General features: G+C 59.9%; 18 protein-coding genes. 6 read left to right on the top strand and 12 right to left on the bottom strand.

Annotated elements, in window-relative coordinates; genetic code table 11:
* Nucleotides 1-159 precede the first annotated feature (159 nt).
* Both SH292x_RS21805 and nrfH read right to left on the bottom strand, forming a co-directional pair.
* A complete protein-coding gene (locus tag SH292x_RS21805) occupies nt 160-1,869 on the bottom strand; it encodes an ammonia-forming cytochrome c nitrite reductase subunit c552 (protein ID WP_442483140.1) in 1,710 nt (569 codons plus the stop codon).
* An 18-nt stretch (nt 1,870-1,887) separates the two neighbouring features.
* Nucleotides 1,888-2,388 carry a cytochrome c nitrite reductase small subunit gene (gene nrfH, locus SH292x_RS21800; RefSeq protein WP_442483139.1) on the bottom strand — a complete coding sequence of 167 codons (501 nt, stop codon included), beginning with the start codon at nt 2,386-2,388 and terminating at the stop codon, nt 1,888-1,890.
* A gap of 565 nt (nt 2,389-2,953) precedes the next feature.
* Here nrfH and ald point away from each other — a divergent pair.
* The gene (gene ald, locus SH292x_RS21795) at nt 2,954-4,063 is read left to right on the top strand and encodes an alanine dehydrogenase (protein ID WP_442483138.1); all 1,110 of its coding nucleotides are present in this window, start codon (nt 2,954-2,956) and stop codon (nt 4,061-4,063) included.
* Between the two features lie 65 nt (nt 4,064-4,128).
* Nucleotides 4,129-4,812 (top strand): hypothetical protein, encoded by a 684-nt coding sequence (locus tag SH292x_RS21790; RefSeq protein ID WP_442483137.1) that lies wholly within the window; start codon nt 4,129-4,131, stop codon nt 4,810-4,812.
* Between the two features lie 15 nt (nt 4,813-4,827).
* Here SH292x_RS21790 and SH292x_RS21785 read toward each other — a convergent pair whose 3' ends face one another.
* Complete coding sequence (locus SH292x_RS21785; RefSeq protein WP_442483136.1) at nt 4,828-5,868, bottom strand: PIN/TRAM domain-containing protein; 1,041 nt, start codon at nt 5,866-5,868, stop codon at nt 4,828-4,830.
* A 265-nt stretch (nt 5,869-6,133) separates the two neighbouring features.
* Here SH292x_RS21785 and SH292x_RS21780 point away from each other — a divergent pair, with 265 nt between their 5' ends.
* Nucleotides 6,134-6,607 (top strand): FxsA family protein, encoded by a 474-nt coding sequence (locus SH292x_RS21780; RefSeq protein WP_442483135.1) that lies wholly within the window; start codon nt 6,134-6,136, stop codon nt 6,605-6,607.
* Between the two features lie 69 nt (nt 6,608-6,676).
* Here the strand turns inward: SH292x_RS21780 and SH292x_RS21775 are convergent, their stop codons facing one another.
* From SH292x_RS21775 to SH292x_RS21740, 8 genes are all read right to left on the bottom strand, one after another.
* Nucleotides 6,677-7,939 carry a cytochrome-c peroxidase gene (locus SH292x_RS21775; protein WP_442483134.1) on the bottom strand — a complete coding sequence of 421 codons (1,263 nt, stop codon included), beginning with the start codon at nt 7,937-7,939 and terminating at the stop codon, nt 6,677-6,679.
* Between the two features lie 279 nt (nt 7,940-8,218).
* The gene (gene tpx / locus SH292x_RS21770; RefSeq protein ID WP_442483133.1) at nt 8,219-8,737 is read right to left on the bottom strand and encodes a thiol peroxidase; all 519 of its coding nucleotides are present in this window, start codon (nt 8,735-8,737) and stop codon (nt 8,219-8,221) included.
* A gap of 124 nt (nt 8,738-8,861) precedes the next feature.
* Nucleotides 8,862-9,416 (bottom strand): hypothetical protein, encoded by a 555-nt coding sequence (locus SH292x_RS21765; RefSeq protein ID WP_442483132.1) that lies wholly within the window; start codon nt 9,414-9,416, stop codon nt 8,862-8,864.
* Between the two features lie 95 nt (nt 9,417-9,511).
* On the bottom strand, nt 9,512-10,336 hold the full coding sequence (locus SH292x_RS21760) for a PEP-CTERM sorting domain-containing protein (protein ID WP_442483131.1): 825 nt from the start codon (nt 10,334-10,336) through the stop codon (nt 9,512-9,514).
* Between the two features lie 514 nt (nt 10,337-10,850).
* Nucleotides 10,851-11,267, bottom strand: a complete 417-nt coding sequence (locus tag SH292x_RS21755; RefSeq protein ID WP_442483130.1) for a TadE/TadG family type IV pilus assembly protein — start codon at nt 11,265-11,267, stop codon at nt 10,851-10,853.
* A gap of 101 nt (nt 11,268-11,368) precedes the next feature.
* Entirely contained in the window at nt 11,369-12,523 is a 1,155-nt protein-coding gene (locus tag SH292x_RS21750; protein WP_442483129.1) for a VWA domain-containing protein, read from the bottom strand.
* Nucleotides 12,524-12,531: 8 nt separating this feature from the next.
* Entirely contained in the window at nt 12,532-12,954 is a 423-nt protein-coding gene (locus SH292x_RS21745; protein ID WP_442483128.1) for a TadE/TadG family type IV pilus assembly protein, read from the bottom strand.
* Nucleotides 12,951-13,385 (bottom strand): hypothetical protein, encoded by a 435-nt coding sequence (locus SH292x_RS21740; protein WP_442483127.1) that lies wholly within the window; start codon nt 13,383-13,385, stop codon nt 12,951-12,953. Before SH292x_RS21740 ends, SH292x_RS21745 begins: the two co-directional genes overlap by 4 nt.
* 367 nt (nt 13,386-13,752) lie before the next feature.
* Between SH292x_RS21740 and SH292x_RS21735 the strand changes: the two genes are divergently transcribed.
* Nucleotides 13,753-14,841, top strand: a complete 1,089-nt coding sequence (locus SH292x_RS21735; RefSeq protein ID WP_442483126.1) for a TIGR02281 family clan AA aspartic protease — start codon at nt 13,753-13,755, stop codon at nt 14,839-14,841.
* 149 nt (nt 14,842-14,990) lie between these two features.
* On the top strand, nt 14,991-15,422 hold the full coding sequence (locus tag SH292x_RS21730) for a TIGR03067 domain-containing protein (RefSeq protein ID WP_442483125.1): 432 nt from the start codon (nt 14,991-14,993) through the stop codon (nt 15,420-15,422).
* Between the two features lie 747 nt (nt 15,423-16,169).
* On the opposite strand, the gene SH292x_RS21725 is transcribed toward SH292x_RS21730, so the two are convergent.
* On the bottom strand, nt 16,170-16,331 hold the full coding sequence (locus tag SH292x_RS21725) for a hypothetical protein (protein WP_442483124.1): 162 nt from the start codon (nt 16,329-16,331) through the stop codon (nt 16,170-16,172).
* A gap of 98 nt (nt 16,332-16,429) precedes the next feature.
* Here SH292x_RS21725 and SH292x_RS21720 point away from each other — a divergent pair, with 98 nt between their 5' ends.
* Nucleotides 16,430-17,533, top strand: a complete 1,104-nt coding sequence (locus SH292x_RS21720) for a PEP-CTERM sorting domain-containing protein (RefSeq protein WP_442483123.1) — start codon at nt 16,430-16,432, stop codon at nt 17,531-17,533.
* Nucleotides 17,534-17,598 lie beyond the last annotated feature (65 nt).

Here is a 17,598-nt window from a genome sequence, read left to right as displayed (position 1 = left end):
ACCGGAACGAGGCGCCCAGAGGCCCTGGGGGTCGAGCACACCACTCGCCCCTGGGCCTCTTGCTTGCGCTCAATGTAACTGTAGCCGGCCTCGCAAGAGTTCGGGCCGACTTGGAATGGAGTCCGAACTCTGAAATTCGCGGAACGCGTGGCGGTACGATTAGGGCTCCGGACTGTCCTCGGTCTCGCTCCCCTGCCCTGCTTCTTTCGCGGGCGTGACGCCTTCGACCGGTTCGCGAGGCAACTCTTCGGTGCTGGGGGCCTCGGGGGCTCGCGCTCGGAGCGCCATCGCCTGGGCTTGCCGGCTGTAGTCGATCGACTCGGCCAGGATGCGTGCCGATTCTTGATCGGCGTGGAAGCCTTGTGAGTTTTCGCTGCTGATGAAGTCGAGCCGCCACATGCTCTTGCGCTGCAAGTCGTAGAGCTTGGCGAGCGTCTCCTCGTCCACACCGGCGGCCTTCGCCTCCATGATCGCATCGAGCATGTCGGTCATCGCCGCGGCTGCAACTTCAGTGAGCTGCTTGGTGTTGTTCTGAATGGTCTCCACACGCAGCCGCAGTTCGTCCTCGCTCTGGCGATGGCAAGTCTGGCACGCGTTGTTGATGTTCTCCATCGGACTGCGGACATTGTGGCTGCTAACCTTCATCGCCCCCACTCGCTGGTAGGGCATGTGGCAGTCGCTGCAACTCACCCCACTGCGGGCGTGAATGCCCTGGCTCCAAAGCTCAAACTCCGGGTGCTGGGCCTTGAACACGTGCGCGCCGGTTTCGCCGTGCTCGTAGTCGTAGAACGCCGTGCCATCCGGGAACTTGGTCTCCTCCCAAGTTCGCTCGATATCCTCGACCTTCAGGCCGTTGTCCCACGGGAACTTGAGCGTCATCTTGTTGCCGCAGTAATACTCGACGTGGCACTGGCCGCAGACCATCGATCGCATTTCCTGGCGGCTGGCGAGCTCATTGGGATCGTAAGGAACCTCGCGATTTCCCCGCCGCCAGCGCTCGATGCTCGGCAAGTGCGGCACGGCGCCCTCGCCCGCGGCGAGCGCCGCAATGCCCGTCATGAAGCCAGGCCGGGTGACGCGGATGGCCATCGTCGCGGGGTCGTGGCAGTCGATGCAACTCACTGGGTGCGCCTCGCCAATCATGGGGTGATTCTCAGGCACCGGCTGCCCCGCGAACTGCCCCTCAAACCCACCTGCCGGAGCCGGCGGAAACACGGGCGTATTTTCGTCGGGCGTGCCATCGGGCGTGGTCATCAGCATCGCGAGCACTTCCTGGTACGGCTTGGTGCTCACCTCTTCAAAGCCTCGCTGCACGGCCTCGGGATTGAACTCAGCGGCGAGCGCCTTATCGTCCACGGGCTCGCCCATCGCTTCGAGCCCCTTTTGGCGATAAAGCACCATGGTCGACGCGTGGCAATGCAGGCACGCCCCCGATTGTGGCTTTTGGGTTACTCGCTCCGTGACACCTTGGTCGTAAAGCATGTACGCGTGGCCGCGGGCTTCGCGGTAGTCGATGCTGAACGCATAACCGGCATAGAGCCGCTTGAGCCACGGATGCGTGTCGAGTTTGCTCTCGGGCATCGCGCTGCTGCCGCCATAGAATCGATCACCTGCCGTCGACTTCCACCCATCGAACTGGTGCGGCCAGTTGAGTCCCCACGGCTCGGGGTCAGTCGAGATCTCGTTGACCTCCACCACACGGACGAACGGCGTCCGCTGTTCCTGCTTGTGGGTGAACATCACCACGAGCACCCACGTCACCAGCGCCGTCGCCACGGCCGCGGCCAGGAACACGAGCGCGAGCAGTTTCGCGTTCCCACGGCGAGTGTGGATATTGGCGGTGTGGCTTGTAGTAGAGAAGCGTTGCATAAGAGGAAGATTCCTTGACTAACGATGCGGCGTGACCGACTGAGCGTGACCGACCGACGAGTGGCAATGGACGCATGACAAACGATCGCCACCGGGCTCGGCGGGCAACATGTGGTTGACCAAAGATTGATGGCAATACAAACACGCCTCGTCCACCACGCGGCTGTTGCGAGGTTTGATCTGGATCGGGTCCTTGTAGTCGCCCGTGGTGAAGGCGAGTGAGTGGAAGAATCCATTGTCGGCTTTGGTCACCCACTTGCCGACAAAGTGGTGGGGCAAATGGCAATCGTTGCACGTAGCCACCGCGTGATGACTCGACTTAAGCCACGAGTCGTAGTTCGACTGCATCACGTGGCAATTGGCACACGCAGCCGGATCGTTGCTCAGGTAGGAGTGCCCGCCACCATACCCAAAGGTAAAGGTGCCAAGTCCGCCGAGCGCACCCAGCATCACCGCCGCGGCAATCGCCAGCACTTTGCTTCGCGTACTAACAGACTTTGCTGGCTTGCTCAACGTCATCGCGCCTGATATTCCCCGGAAGATAAGTCGCCCAGGAGTTTAACGCGCGGGCGCAGCCATCGTCAAACCGCGGTGCCGGCGAAGGATGTACGTAAGAAGATGAGGTGGTCGTGAATCAGCTCGCCCGGAAGTATCGCGCGGTGGGCGGCTGAGTATGCCCGCGTTATCATGCCGTACGCCTACTTCTAGTGTTAACAGTGTAGATCGTCCGCGCGCCGAGCGTCCCAGTGAATGGTTCGCCTAAGATCGCACCTACGACTGAGGTCGCGCGCCTGGTTGCTAAGTCAGCGTCACTGCATCATCGTGACGCCGAAGACGTTGGCGAGAGTCCGTGGACGATACGTGTTGCACGCACGGCGTCTCATCTAGCTAGCGGAACGCCGGACTCTTCTCTTGTCGAGCGCAAAACGGAGAGAGCGAGCTGCAGAATCGAGAATTCCCGCACTCGGACGCGCGAATTGCCGTGCATTTCCCACAAACCAATCCTAGTTCAACCGCCCCGCGGGTCGTAAACTGGAGGTTTCGCAGGCTGCCCCCATTTTCTCCTGCCCAGGAACCTCCCCCCATGATCATCGGTGTCCCCAAAGAAATTAAGTCGGACGAGTATCGTGTCGCCATGTTGCCGGTAGGGGTCGAAGAACTTACCCGCCGTGGCCATCGCGTGGTGCTCGAGGTGGGAGCGGGCATGGGGTCGGGCATTGCGGATGCCGACTACTTGGCGGCGGGTGCCGTCCTCGTGTCGTCACCGGCCGAAGTGTTTGGCCAGGCCGACATGATCGTGAAGGTCAAAGAGCCTCAGCCCGCCGAGTGGAAGCTGATGCGTCCTGGGCAGATTGTGTTTACTTACTTTCACTTCGCCGCCGATCGCGAACTCACCGAGGCGGTGCTCGCCAGCGGTGCGACGGCCGTGGCGTACGAAACGCTCAGCGATGCCGAAGGACGCCTGCCACTGCTGACGCCGATGAGCGAAGTCGCCGGGCGCATGAGCATTCAGGAAGGTGCGAAGTATCTGGAGCGCCCGCAAATGGGTCGCGGCATTTTGCTCGGCGGCGTGCCGGGCGTGGCACCTGCGCACATCACGATCCTTGGTGGTGGCATCGTCGGCGCCAACGCGGCTCGCATCGCGGCGGGTTTCCAGGCGAGCGTCGCGCTGCTCGACATCAACCTCGACCGTCTGCGTTACCTCGACGACGTCATGCCGGCCAACGTGACGTGCCTCTACAGCGATCGCCACACGATCCGCAAGCAGCTGGAGCGCGCCGACTTGGTGGTGGGTGCCGTGCTGATTCCAGGTGCCAAGGCCCCGCGGTTGGTGGAAGAAGAAGACCTCAAGATCATGCAGCCCGGTGCCGTGATCATCGACGTGGCCATCGACCAAGGTGGTTGCATCGCCACGAGCCGTCCGACATCGCACGCCGAGCCCACGTACATCGTGAACGACGTGGTGCATTACTGCGTGACCAACATGCCGGGCGCGGTGGGACGCACCAGCACGTTCGCCCTGTGCAACGCGACGCTCCGCTGGGTGCTGGAGATCGCGCAGCGTGGTATTGAAGATGCGGCCCGCACCCTTCCCCCCGTCGCCACGGCGATCAACACCTACAAAGGCAAAGTCACCAACCGCCCCGTCGCTGACACGTTCGGCTTGGAATACGACAACATGTTCGCGGCGTAAAAGGTCTTCACCCTCCCGGAGGGAGGGTGAAGTTCGAACTACGGATGATGAAAGAGTAAACCCTTATGCCTGAAAACGAACAACTCAACACGCTGCTCTCGCCGCGGTTCTTGTTTCAGTTCTCCATTCCGCTGAAGCGCAAGCAGCCGATTTGGGGGCCGACAGGTGTGGCGCTTGACGAGTCGTACAAGTTGCTCGACCTCGCCTCGCTTGATGCGGGCACCGCGAATCAAGAGCGTGGTTTTGCCGATGTTCGCATGGCGTGGGACGCCCCTGGTGTGGCGATAACGCTGTCGGTGACCGGCAAGCACCAGCCAGTGTGGTGCCGGGAGTCGCGGCTCGAAGATAGCGATGGCCTCATCGTGTGGATCGACACCCGCGCGACGCACAACATCCACCGCGCGAGCAAGTACTGCCACTCGTTCATTTTCTTGCCCTCCGGCGGCGGCCGGCAGTCGGCCGAGCCGCTGGCCGATCAGATGCTAATCAACCGCGCCCGGGAGAACGCACGGCCCGTCCGCCCTCGCGAACTTCAAGTCACCAGCAAGATCAAGAAAGACGGCTACGAGCTCTCGGCGTTCATGCCGGCGGTGGCGCTCGAAGGATTTGATCCTTCGAATCATCGCTCGCTCGGCTTCACCTACGCCGTGGTCGACCGCGAGCTCGGCCTCGCGACGTTTGCTAATGGCCCGGCGTTCCCATTCGGCGAAGATCCCAGTTGCTGGGCCACGCTGGAGATGGTGCAGTAGCCGACGGAGTACCAGCTACTCGTTGCCGTTATTCGTCGGCGTCGACTCGTACTTGCCGAATACCATCCGTCCGGCGCTCGTTTGCAGCACGCTGGTGACATTCGCGCGAATCACCTCGCCAATGTGCTCGCGGCCGCCCTCGATGACCACCATCGTGCCATCTTCCAGATAGCCCACACCCTGGCGAATGTCCTCGCCCGGCTTGATGAGCCGCACGTCGAGCGTTTCGCCAGGCAGGAAGATTGGCTTGAGCGAGTTGGCAATGTCGTTCAGGTTCACGACACCCACGCTGTGCAGTTTGGCGACCTTGTTGAGGTTGTAGTCGTTGGTCACTACCTTGCCATCAAGGTGCTTGGCGAGCAGCACCAGCTTCTGATCCACCGGCTGACTGGCGAACTCGGGCAGTTCGCGGTCGAAGATCATCACGTCGACCTTCGGATTGCTTTGCAGACGATTAAGAATGTCGAGCCCACGCCGCCCGCGACCGCGCTTCAGCTTGTCGCTCGAATCGGCAATGCCCTGTAGTTCGGCAATGACAAATTGCGGCATGATCAACTGATTGTCGATCGCCTGCGTCTCGACCAAGTCGGCAATGCGGCCATCGATCACCACGCTGGTGTCGAGCACCAGTGGCTTGAGGCCCTTCATCTCCTTGGCGAACTCGACGTAGGGAATGATGAACCGGAAGTCGTCGCGTGTTTGGAGCAGCACGCTGATGGAGGCGTAACACGTAATTGCGGCGAGGCCCAGTTGCACCCACTCGGCCACTTCGGGAGTGCGAATCTGCTCCATCAGCGGCGTGAGACCAAGTTGCAGCACGTAGCTGAGAAACAACCCAATCACCGCCCCAAAGTACACGGCCGTGATCACGTCGAGTCGCTTGCGGCGGATGAACACGTCGGCTGCCAGCACGCCGCCGGCCCCCGCCATCACGGCGAGGAACGCCAGCCAGGGGAGGAAGCTATTGGTGCTCTCGAACAAATCCGACCGCACCACTTGCACTCCAAGTGCAATGGCGATCATCAAGAACAGAACGCGAAGAATTACCAGGGCCATGCGGTAGCCAGTGGGGTGGGGGCAGCCAATCGTCGCCTCACTGGCCCTGCGGACCGCGGGTACGACAACCGCTCCATTCTACCCACCAGCGCCGGGGCGATACAGCGGCAATCCGTGGCGAAGAGCGCTCCACGACTCGGATAGCCCGCACATCCGTCACAGTGCGACTAATCGTCCACTCGGTGGGTCGCAGAAACGACGTGTACCACGCGGCAGCCGCCGCGACTGGCTTATTCCCGCCCCGCGATTGCCGTACAATTACGCCATGCTTTTACTGTTCCTATTTTTGCTGTTCACCGTCGGCCCGCTCTGCGAGCTGATCTTGCTGATCTACGTCGGCACGAAGGTAGGCTGGCTAACGACCCTCGCCATTGTGATTGTCACCGGGCTCGTGGGCACGGCGCTCGCGAGGTGGCAGGGGGTGAAAGCTGTGCTAAGAGTGCAGCGGCGCCTGGCTCGCAATCAAGTTCCCGCGGACGAACTGTTCGACGGCGTGCTAATTCTGCTCGCCGGAGTGCTGCTGTTCGTACCGGGATTCATCACCGATGTGATCGGCTTCACGCTACTGCTCCCGCCGATGCGAAGTCTAGTGAAGGGGATGCTCCGCCGTTGGGCGAAGAAGAACATCGATGTTCGCACCACGCACACCACCACGCAGTCGTGGACCCAGCCGCAGCGCCCCAAGCTCCGCGACGAGATCATCGACGTGCAGGTCGTCGAAACACGCGTGATCGACTGAATTGATGAACGCTGTCGAGCGGTGCAGCAATAGCCGACGAGCTACGCCTCGTCGGACCGAGATTATCCCCTACTCAGGAAGTCGCCCCTGCTCGACCTTGGGAAGCTTGCCCGTCAGCGACTTCATGAACTCCACCAAGTCGCTTTTCTCTTCGTCGGTCAAGTCGAGCGGCGTAATGCTCTCCGACAGCCACTCGTTTGCGTGCCCCCCTTGGTCGTACCATTCGACCACTTCTTCGAGCGTCTCTTGAGATCCGTCGTGCATGTACGGAGCTGTCTCGGCGATGTTGCGAAGCGATGGGGTCTTGAACGCGCCGCGGTCGGCATCGTCGTCCGTCACCACATAGCGCCCAAGGTCGGGCTCCGCCGCGTCCATGCCGACACCCAAGTTATGGTATTGCTCGTCGGTGTAGTTGGCCCCGTTGTGACACACCGAACAGTTCGCTTTGCCAAAGAACAGCGCGCCGCCCCGTATAGCTGCTTCGCTCACGGGATTGGCTTGGCTGGCGGCGACTAACTTGTTGTAGTCCGCAACGAACTCGGGGTCTTCTTCTTCAAGTTCGTCAAGATACTCCAGGTCGTCGGCATACGTCTTTTTGAAGCTCGCTAGACGCTCGTAGTGATCCCACGGCGTGGTGCCCGAGACGATGGTACGCTCGAAGCTCGCAATTGCCTTGGCGACGTTGTCGATCGTCAGTCCATCGGGAAAGATCCGCGCAAATTGCACGCGGTAGCCATCGATTCCGCCGATGCTCTCCACGCACGAATCATGCGTGTTCGACATCTCGACGGGGTTGGCGATTGGCCCGACCGCTTGGTCCTCGAGCGTCGCCGCGCGGCCGTCCCAGAACTGTTCGCCCGAGAGAATGCGATTCATCGCCGTCGGCGAGTTGCGCCCCCCGGCTTGGTTGCCGACGCCGAAACTCACCGGCGTATCGTCCGCGTAGCCGTGGCTCGGATCGTGGCACGTCGCGCAACTGATCGACGTGTCACTCGACAGCCGGCCATCGAAGTACAACTGCCGGCCAAGCTCGATCTTTGCCCGCGTGAGGGGGTTGGTGTCGAGTCCTTGGATCTCGGTGACCCCCGCCGCCAAACCCGGGGGCAAAAGTGGCGTGAGCGCCTTGTGGTTCCGCGGATCTTCCAGCCAGCGCTCGATCTCCGCGAGTTTTAGCGGCCCCTCTCCCGGAATGCCTGCCACGAGTTCGTCGCTGCCCAGCATCACAACCTCGGACGACGAACCCGTGTCCGTCGCCGCCACACTCACGCGAAGCGCGTAGCCACCGACCATCGCCAGCAGAATCACCAGACCAAAATAATGTCGAGTGCTCATCACAGGTGCAACTATTCTCAAAAGGCCATCGTCTGAAGCCGCAACGTAGCCGAACTCGCCAGAGTTCGGAAATGATATGGGAAGCGAGGACTTAGCCACGGATCGACACTGATGAAATACGGATGAATCTAACCCGCGAATGCACCAGTTCGCCAACATGCTTGCCGCTTCGCCGCGACTGGCGAGTTCCTACCACTTCCCGTACATCCGTGCGTTTCTGTATTCATCCGTGGCTAGAATCGCTCGGTCCAAAGCTCGTCCAACTCAACCAAGTCCACCCTAGCTCGCCGACTTGAGCGCCGCGAGCGCCTTTTCGTAGTCGGGTTCGCTGGTCACTTCGGGGACATACTCGGCGTGGACCACTTTGCCGGCGCTGTCGAGCACGAAGCACGCGCGGCACTCGATCTTTAGTTCTTCGATCAGCGTACCCCAGGCGTTGCCGAAGTTGCGGTCTTGGTAGTCGCTGCCGACGCGCATGTTCGTAATGCTCTCGGCACCGCAGAAACGATTCATGGCGAACGGCAGGTCGAGGCTCACCGTCACCGCGTTAATCGCGTCGCCCATGCCGGAGAGCGAATCGTTGAACTTCTTGGTCTGGATCGCGCACACGCCAGTGTCGAGCGAAGGGACCACGCTGATCAAGGTCGGCTTGCCTTTGAGGTCGGCCAGCGAGAGCGCCTTCATGCCCCCTTCGAAGTAGTGCAGTGTGAAGTCGGGGGCGGCTTGGCCCACCTCGATGGCTTCGCCAGCCAGGGTCATCGGGTTGCCTTTGAACGTGATTGCACCGGAACGCGACATAATGATTTCCCTCGGGCGAGAGCCTTGAACGTGTGTGATAGGGTCGGACCGGCCCGCGGCCCGCCAACTCACTTTAGTATCCCGCCCTGCTGCAAGTGCTGGCAAGGGTGCCGAAGGCGGGGCGTCAATTTGTCGCATGCCGGTAGCAGTGGTCGAACAGCAACTCCCACTCCGCCTGTTGCACGGCCCGGCAGAAGCCCGCGTGCTTTCCCGTCCGCAACGCGGCTTGGCAGGCGTCCACAAACGCCATCGGATCCCAAGCACCAGAAGGGAGAACTCCCCGGGCGTCGTGTTCCTGCGCGAGATGTTCTGCAGCGTCGCCGAGTGGGCCGTAAACCGCGTGCGCATCGACGCGACGAAACCAGTACTTCGCGTTCGAGAAATCCCCCTCGCGGCGATGCATGACTCCGTGCCAGAAACTGCCGGTCGGGTTGTCGATGTCCTGGCTGATCGTGTGCGAGTCGTCCAGAAAATCGTGCAGCAGCCACACCCCTGACAAACACGCTGCGGCCATTTCGCGATCCACGACCTTTTTCGGCCCGAACATCGTCTCGGCGGATAATTGCCGGAGCTCGCCCCGCAGCGCTGCGTCGGGCGAACCCGCGTCGAGCGGCCGGCACCGATCGGTGGCGAGCCATGTTGCGAGTGTTGGACCGTACTGCTCGGGGTGGAAGCTCATTGTGGACGCTCCGTGATCAGAACCCAATAAAAAAGCCCACCGTCGAGCGGGGACGCTCAACGGTGGGCCGAGAATCGGGGAAGATTCAATCTGTCTTAGGCAAACCGACGCAGGCCAGCGGCACCCGCCACCAGGGCGAGCAGCATGACGGCCGTTGCGGGCTCAGGAATCACTTGGAAGTCGGGATTCGGCACCGTCACGGGTACGATGTCAAAACCCTTCTTGTCGATGAACGAAATGGTCACCGGGTTGGATTCCGACAGGGCCAGCAGGCGATTGTCCGCGACAATGGCGGCCTTGGTCACACCGAACTGAGGGTTCAGGTTGGCAATGGCAGCGGTGAAGTCGATGAATACTTGATTGTTCCACAGGCCGTCGTCGGGATCCGACGCAGCGTTGGCGTCAAAGGTGTCCGACACAGTCAACTTCCATTGAGGACTGCCGGGGTTCGGAACGGGGACGCCATCTACCTCGAGAATGGTCACGCCAACCGCCAGGGCGGCGCGAACGGCGGTGGCCGAGGTGCCGGCACCCATGAAGCTGTAGGAGCCCCATTCGTTGATCGTGATACCCGAGTAACCGCCGGCGACGACGTTGTTTTCTTCGAGCGCCATGATCGTCGTGTTCATTTGAACGTCGATGATGTCACCCTGACCCAGCGGCAAATAGGCTTGGGCAACAAATTGGCTGGGGGTGAACAGCAAGGAGTCGCCCACCAAATTGGGGGCGTTGTACCGCGACTCAGGCGGAACCGGATCGGTACCCGAGCTTTCGCGGACGTCCAGGTACATGGTGTACGCCGGAGCGGGATCGGGACCGAAGTCGCCGTAGTTCAGAAAAGCTGCAAATGCATTGGAGGACAAGGTGCAGCACGCAACCGCGGCCAAGGCAAACGCTTGGCGCAATGTTAGTCTCTTCATGAGGTCACTTCCCCGATGTCTAATTTAACTAAATAGCGATGTGAAAAACTGTGTCGATCACTCGACGGATACCTACGAATCATTCGCAGAAATAATGTCGATTTAGCGTTTCGGCATTAGCTCTCCAACACTCCCAGTAGGTTCCGCCGGCTCACATCGCTCTAGGACAATCCCGCAGCCAGTCCCCGTGGCTGCATTCGTTGGGTTGTCAGGACGTTTGCCGGACGCAGTTCCCCAAAAAAAACAACCTCTCAAACGCTCTCGCCCAGGCTTTGCACAGCCCGCGCGCATGGAGAGATTTTGAGAGGTTATTTAATTAGCAGGTCTTGCGGGGGTTTTGTGGTTAGTTCTTACTCGTGTAAAGGGTTAGTGACAAATTCATTCCGCCACTGGATCTCAGATTAACCGATACCAGGGGCACTGTCAACATTTGAGGGATGGGGAAAAGGCTCAGTTTCCCGCGAAAAGAAGCATCGCTAGCTCCTCGGAAAACCCGAGTCCAAACCGCCAAAAACTAGCGGGTTTCTACCCGTTCGGTGCGGAGGGTGCTGTTCGACTCGATTTCTTTCCCCCGCCCGAACTTGGGAATTACCATCGAGTTACGATCCAGCGGAACCCGCACCGTGACGGTAACCTGGGTGGTTTCGGGGGCCAGGGTCGGCGGATCCACCGTCACCGTCGCCCCCCGCGTACCGATCGCCGACATGATACGTTCGGCCTCGGCAATCGCCTCGGCCGCCGTCGCCCCCGGCACCATCGCCACCCGCGACGCCTCGTAAGCCGCGTTGTCCGCGGTGTGCCTCACCACGTTGAGCCACCCGAACTCGAACATCGTCAGCACGATCAGAAAGAACACCGGTGCGCAGATCGCAAACTCGGTGATCACGGCACCGCGACGATCGGAGGGTGGATGGCAATGTTGAGAAAGCATAGTGGAGCACCTAGGTCAGCAATCGTGGGTTCACACAAGCAGCGAATCGGCGCGTCATGGGTTCGCGCCGATTCGCGTCCTTCGTGGGCGGCGTTGCTTTCTTATTTGGTCAGCAACACCGGCAGCGTCCGCGCGATCTCGCGGAACACCTCGTTGAGGTCGCCCGCCGTATCGGCATGGTAATGCTGACCACCCGTGGTCCTGGCCACGTCACGCATGCGAGCTTGGTCGGCACCGGCGCTGAACGAGATGGTGTGCACCGTGATATCAAGCGCGGCCGCTTCATACGCCACCGTCCGAGGATCGATGCCGCTGTTGTGCAGACCGTCGGTCATCAGCACGATGGTCTTCACCGCGAACGGCCTTGCACGCTGCGGGTCGGTGATAGCCGTGATGCCGCGGCGCAGTCCTTCGCCAATCGCCGTACTGCCACCAATGCCTCGCGTCATGAACGTGTTCATCGGCGCGCGAATGAGACTGTGGTCTTGAGTAAGCCTTTGACGAATGTCGGCCGTCTGGAAGTTCAAACTGTACCCGCGGCAGCTAGTGCTGAACTGACTGCTGTAGCTCGCCAGAGCGACTTGCTCTTCGGGGAATGTCCGATCGAGTTCGTCGAGGAACCCATTGATAGCGCTATTGAGTGCCGCGAAGCGAGTGTTGGGATCCAGCGGTCCGCAGTTCTGTCCATTACGATCGCCGATCACCGAAAGGTCGAGGCCCATTGAGCCCGAACGATCGATCACCAGGCAAATATCGCGATCGAGGATGGTGGAAGTCGCTTCCTGCGTTGGCTCGAAGTGCTCGACGCCCACGAGTCGCGTGAAAAACAAATCGACCGGGCCGGCTAGCGACTCGCTCGTCCTGCGGCCGCTGACGTTCACGGCGTTGATCACGCCCGCACTAGCCGGCGTGAACACGTAGCGATTCGCGCTGTTGGCCTGCTCGCTGCGACCAAATTGAACGTCTTCGACGCCCAGCGCAAGTCCCTCGCCCGCCACCACATTGCGACTCGCAGCATCCACCGCTGCGGCGCGGGCGGCATCTTGGTCCTGCGATACGGAAAGCACCTTAGCACCAGCACGGGCAGCGGCGTCGGTCGCCGTGCGAAGTTCGGTCTTCGCAAGCTGCATCCAGGCGACGTCGATGGCAAACGCCATCATGATCACCAGCACGGGCAACACAAAAGCCACCAGAATCAGGATGGCGCCACGACGAGGCGCGAGGCAACGCGGACGGGAAGAGCGGGGAGTAAACATAGGGCACCTCAAAGCTCCTTCATCACTACCGCCGAGGCGTCAATAGTCACGCCTCGAAAGAATCGCAGCGGTAACACGCCGTTGCTGTTGGACGGTGCAGTGATGCGGATGGTCATGTACTCGCCAGGCGCGAGACCTGAGATCTCGGCTGGCGTCACTTGGATATCGGCGTCGTTGATTCGGCGATCGGCCAAAATGCTCTGGCAGGTTGCACGAACGTCGGCTGTCGTCGCGTTGGGTTTCACCGCGGTGTGGGCCCCTTCGTAAGCCGCGACGGCCAGCGATTGCTTGAGGAACACCATCGAGCAAGTCTCGATCATGCCTGTAAGCAGTAGCACCATCACCGGCAAACAGACGGCAAACTCGGCCGCCGCCACGCCACGGCGTGGACCAAACTTGTTCGAATTGTGCGGACGCGTTGAGCGGATCACGTCGTCGGTTCCTCGGTCTTGCCGTGCGAATCACTCAGCCGGTCCACGATTCGATTCACGTCCGCGGCGATCTCTTTCCAGAAGTCGTTGTCGCGAAGCTCGACCCGCTCGGCCTTTTCGCCGGACGCCAAGTTGTGAAGCACTTGCCGCAGTCGATACACGGGGCCTGCAAATCGATGACTCATGCGAATGGTATCGAACACAAACACTGGCATCAGGCACATCAGCACCAGCAACAGCGGGCCGTAATTCCACCATGCCGTGGTCAGGATTTCATTCACAGGACGGAACGGATCGTTCATCCACTCCAGCCCCATCGCCAGCACAACCGCCACCGCGGTGTACGCGAGCCAGTGCAGCAGCAGTCGCCGCCAGAGGGCACCCTGCACTTCGGGGTCGACGTATTCGTTACCGCGTTTGGTTCGGCTCATTGGAAAGGCTCCAGACGCACGAGCGCGTTGGGGTGGGAGGAGAGAAGGAGGGATGTCGGCAGGAGATAAGCGGAGGGATAAGAGCGGAGCTATCCGCTATGAAAACCATACGTCACGTGCTGATTTGCGGACGGCCAACCTGGAGCGAAAACTGGCGAATGACTTCGGATTCTGCAGTAAGTTGCCATCGCAACCGGAACAATTGATGGAATGCATCTCGACGACGCGATGCTGCGATCGTAGTTTTCCGCTAATCGGCCACGGCGAGTTGCGCGCTGACCTAGCCACGACGAAAGTTTGCTAGCTCCCAGAGGAGGTGATAGGATGGGTGAACTGGTCGCTAAAGATCCTTCCCGGAGTCGCCGTCATGCCTCGTGCGCTGCCTGTTTTCGTGCTCACCACCGCGTTCTGCCTGGCAGCGTCGGCAACCCAGGCCGATGAGAAGTCGGCGATCGCCACGCTCGAAGCCGCTGGTTACAAGGTCACTGGCTCGAAGCTCACAACCGAACCGGAAACCGAGATCAACGCCGACCTCAAGGAGATCAACAAACTCCGCAAGGAACTTCTGACTGCCACCCGTGAGCTTTCCAAAGTCCAAAGCCAAGTGGATCAGCACAAAGCGAATATCGCCCAGATCACCCATCAAGAAGTCCAACTCAGCACCCAGCTCGCGAACGTCCGCCAGGGGGATGTCGAATCGAACAACCGCATCGTCGGCGCTCTTAACGCACTGCAAGGACAAAAGAACCTGATGAATGGTCAAACGCCGCAAGGCGAAGAGGCCCTCGCTAAGTCGCGTGCCGGCTGGAGCAAGGCGCGCGAGGCGTACCTGCAACTAGTGCTTGATCTCCGCGAGAAAGTCGAGGCTGCTAGCGAGCTCTACGAGAAAAATTGCGAGGACGATTCGCTGAAGGCCGCCGTGGAGGAGCTCAACAAGTCCACCGGCAAGTCGTACTCGATCGATACTCCACGCACATTCCTTAGTGCGGTTCGCAAGCTGGAGTCGCTCGAAGACGAAGTGCTCACCGAGTCGATTTCACTCCGCCGCCAGGGCAACACGCTGTATGTCTCCGTGATGGTTAACGGAAAGTACGACAAGGAAATGGTCGTCGATAGCGGGGCGAGCCTAATCCTGCTCCCCGCCGCGGCTGCCAAGGAACTCGGCGTCGAGCCGACAAAGGAAGACCCACAGGTCGAACTCGTGATGGCCGATGGTCGCACCGTTTCGGGGCGTTTGGTAACGCTCGAAGAAGTTCGCGTCGGGCAATTCACGGTGAAAGAGGTCGAAGCCGCCGTTCTTGGCCCCGAAGCCGTCAGCGCCGAACCTCTCTTAGGCATGAGCTTCCTCGGCAACTTCAAGTTCGAACTCGACGCCAAAGCCGGCACGCTCACTATGGTGAACGTCGAGGGAGCGAACCCAGCGGAGGAGAAGAAGCCGAAGCGGGGGCGTAGGTAGCCCGCCCTAATCCGCCTTGCAGCTCTAATCGCTACCTCCATCGCAGCAACTCATCTGCCCAAGCCGAATTCGTTTTCACGGAACGGGAGGGGGAAGCCTACGTTTTGACGGTAGCTGTTTCTCCCTTCGAAACGTTCAGGAGTCGAACCATGAAATTCGGTATTGGTGTGTTATTGCTGGTTGGTGTCGTGTGTTGTGCAGACGCTGTTCGGGCCTCCGATCGTGATGCCCTGCAAGGCGCTTGGCAGTTGAGCAGCGGCGTGGCCGATGGCAAGTCGCTCACTCCCGCCGAGCTCGCTGGCGGCAAGCTCGTGATCGAAGGCGATCACTACACCCTGACCATGAACAATGCGGAACCCATTACGGGAACGCAGAAGTTGGGCATGTCGAACGATCTCCACACGATCGACATCACGTTCGACAATGGCGAGCACAAGGGCGACACTTGCCTTGGCATTTACGAGACCACCGGCGATGAGTTCCGGGTGACGTTCTCGCTACCCGGTGCCGATCGCCCGACGAGTTTCGAACCCGCACCCCGCAGCGGCCAGTGGATGCACGTCTGGAAACGCGCGAACTAAGCACCGCACAGTTCTTGTATGAAAACTTGACGAATCCATGGAGCCGCGAGGGTCTTCTCGCGGCTCCATGTTCATTGATGCTTGAGGAGTCGGCCTCCGGGCGCTAACGCAACCCTTTAGCTTCCTAATACCAGTTCGGCCAGGGACAAGAGAGCGGGGCGGCGGCTTCGGTGGTAGGTCGCCAACCCATCAACTTCGTCTACTTCGTCGTTTAGCTTTGCTTGGTAATAGCAACTCGGGATGCTCGCGTTTGAATCTCCTTCTCCACTGTCTGCTCTTGAACAAGCTACGGTCCAAATAAGGTCGTAGTCGCGATGCCTCCGCTTCCAGTTGCAAATCGTCAGTGGGCAACGTGAAGAGGTGCCACCCAATAGCACGCATGCCGAATTTATCGGGTATTACAGTTGCTTTGTAGGGCAACTCGTCCCCGACGCTTGCTTCATTGATCTGCAGGAACAGACGCGTGCCTGGAGTGGCGTAGTAGACGATTACTCCTGGCGCAGGTATCGACCACTTCTCAACCTGCGCTGCCGGAAACACGACGTTATACTGTTGCAATCCGCGCCAACCGAGCATTTCGGCGAAACTTCTCATTTGATACCGAGGTTTAGCGCGTACGAATCTAGCTTGCTCGGCAGTGTAATGAGCGTATATGTTCATGCCGGCCTCCGGGCGCTTACGCAACCCCGTTCGATGGTTAGCTTCTGGCTAACAGCTTATAGCCGACAGCCTACAGCCATTCTCCCACTACTGCTTGATCATGCCCAGTTCGGTGCGCCCGCCGGGGATTATCGGGAGCACGTAGGGACCGGGGTAGTCGAGCATCTCCTGGATGGCCGCTTGGAGGTCTACCTTGCGACCGAAGAATAGTTGCGGTACGTGGTTTTCCATGAATTTGGGTGAATTCATCCAGTCCGGCTGATTCTCGCTACCAGCAGTCGCTAGGGTCTGTTAACATGCCCAGAGCGTTCAGCTATAGACCTATGCAAACTAGGGCGGTTTTCGCGATGATCAAACCATTTGTGGCGACCACACTTCTTGCGTTCCTGGCTCCGTTGACGGCCCAAGCGGCGGTGTTCCTCACCAAGGAAGTCCAGCCAACACCCGGGCTGGAGGGCTTTTTTACCTACACGGTCACGGCAACCTCCAATGTGGGAAAGATCTCGGCTTACGACTTTAGCAAGAGGTCTGGCGTAGGCGAGAATTCGGGAATCGTGGGACCGCTTCATCAAGGTGCTTTCAGCGCAATCTTTGGCTCGGCAGAAGCTTCGTCTTCGCTGGGGGTCGCTGGAGATTCTCGATTCTTATTCTCGCCCGATGACGTGCTCAACTTGTTGTCGGAAGAGTCCACTGAGTTCTTAGGCTCGGCGTTTACGTTGTACGGGGAGGCGTTGCACGAAGCGACTCCGTCACGAAGCTTCCTCCAAATCGTCACCAACGATCCTGCTGCGGTTCATCTATCCGGGAAGATTGTTTCCCGCTGGACGGATCTTGCAGCAGATGCGCACGTTGATCTCGTGAACTTGGCACTCTCTGACATTCCGGTTGGACCGGCCCCGGATCTGGCGAGCTTGCCGCTGTTTACACCGCCTGTCAAGGAGATTCCTCTCACCATTCCGCCAGTGACCCCTCCAGCGCCATCGCGTCCAATCCCTCCCGTGGAGGTTCCGACCGAAGCCGAAACGACTGAAGAGGAAGAACCCGCTCCGCCAGTGGGAACTCCTCTTCCGAATCCAAGAGAGGTACTCCTCACGCCGGAAATCCAGCGATGGCTATTGGAGTTCAGGACAAGCGATCTTCCGCCGAATCGAGTGTATCCCTACAGCCTAGGGGAGATGGCGAACTTGCCACAACTGTCGATCGATGAGGTCGGCACTCCGCAGATATACCTATCTTCTTTTCAGCTCTTTGATGGCGATTCCACCTTCGACTTCGCCGGCCAAATTCCGATCACTGATCGCCTAAACGTGGCAGTGGCCTTCCAGAACTTCGTAGGCCAATCTACCCCGCCGGTGACGAGTGTTCCTGAGCCCTCCACGCTGTTTATCGGCTTGGCAGCGGCGAGCGGCTTGCTCGTGCTGGGGCGCAAGCGACCCAGCGCAGCAGCATAGCCCGACCGGCGATCGCGTTCGAAGGGACTTTCGATCACGAACGAGCTTTTGTGCTCCGGGCGCTT

Source organism: Aeoliella fuhlenseeensis, from assembly GCF_052161615.1.
Classification (GTDB): domain Bacteria; phylum Planctomycetota; class Planctomycetia; order Pirellulales; family Lacipirellulaceae; genus Aeoliella.
Note: the sequence above shows the minus strand (reverse complement) of the source record. Positions and strands in the feature narration are given on the sequence as shown.

What these genes read in the sequence shown, in the direction of transcription:
- SH292x_RS21775 (WP_442483134.1), bottom strand. Translation starts at nt 7,939, where the DNA reads ATGAGCACTCGACATTATTTTGGTCTGGTGATTCTGCTGGCGATGGTC.
- SH292x_RS21735 (WP_442483126.1), top strand. Translation starts at nt 13,753, where the DNA reads ATGCCTCGTGCGCTGCCTGTTTTCGTGCTCACCACCGCGTTCTGCCTG.
- ald (WP_442483138.1), top strand. Translation starts at nt 2,954, where the DNA reads ATGATCATCGGTGTCCCCAAAGAAATTAAGTCGGACGAGTATCGTGTC.
- SH292x_RS21760 (WP_442483131.1), bottom strand. Translation starts at nt 10,336, where the DNA reads ATGAAGAGACTAACATTGCGCCAAGCGTTTGCCTTGGCCGCGGTTGCG.
- SH292x_RS21785 (WP_442483136.1), bottom strand. Translation starts at nt 5,868, where the DNA reads ATGGCCCTGGTAATTCTTCGCGTTCTGTTCTTGATGATCGCCATTGCA.
- tpx (WP_442483133.1), bottom strand. Translation starts at nt 8,737, where the DNA reads ATGTCGCGTTCCGGTGCAATCACGTTCAAAGGCAACCCGATGACCCTG.
- nrfH (WP_442483139.1), bottom strand. Translation starts at nt 2,388, where the DNA reads ATGACGTTGAGCAAGCCAGCAAAGTCTGTTAGTACGCGAAGCAAAGTG.
- SH292x_RS21755 (WP_442483130.1), bottom strand. Translation starts at nt 11,267, where the DNA reads ATGCTTTCTCAACATTGCCATCCACCCTCCGATCGTCGCGGTGCCGTG.
- SH292x_RS21740 (WP_442483127.1), bottom strand. Translation starts at nt 13,385, where the DNA reads ATGAGCCGAACCAAACGCGGTAACGAATACGTCGACCCCGAAGTGCAG.
- SH292x_RS21765 (WP_442483132.1), bottom strand. Translation starts at nt 9,416, where the DNA reads ATGAGCTTCCACCCCGAGCAGTACGGTCCAACACTCGCAACATGGCTC.
- SH292x_RS21730 (WP_442483125.1), top strand. Translation starts at nt 14,991, where the DNA reads ATGAAATTCGGTATTGGTGTGTTATTGCTGGTTGGTGTCGTGTGTTGT.
- SH292x_RS21805 (WP_442483140.1), bottom strand. Translation starts at nt 1,869, where the DNA reads ATGCAACGCTTCTCTACTACAAGCCACACCGCCAATATCCACACTCGC.
- SH292x_RS21790 (WP_442483137.1), top strand. Translation starts at nt 4,129, where the DNA reads ATGCCTGAAAACGAACAACTCAACACGCTGCTCTCGCCGCGGTTCTTG.
- SH292x_RS21750 (WP_442483129.1), bottom strand. Translation starts at nt 12,523, where the DNA reads ATGTTTACTCCCCGCTCTTCCCGTCCGCGTTGCCTCGCGCCTCGTCGT.
- SH292x_RS21780 (WP_442483135.1), top strand. Translation starts at nt 6,134, where the DNA reads ATGCTTTTACTGTTCCTATTTTTGCTGTTCACCGTCGGCCCGCTCTGC.
- SH292x_RS21720 (WP_442483123.1), top strand. Translation starts at nt 16,430, where the DNA reads ATGATCAAACCATTTGTGGCGACCACACTTCTTGCGTTCCTGGCTCCG.
- SH292x_RS21725 (WP_442483124.1), bottom strand. Translation starts at nt 16,331, where the DNA reads ATGAATTCACCCAAATTCATGGAAAACCACGTACCGCAACTATTCTTC.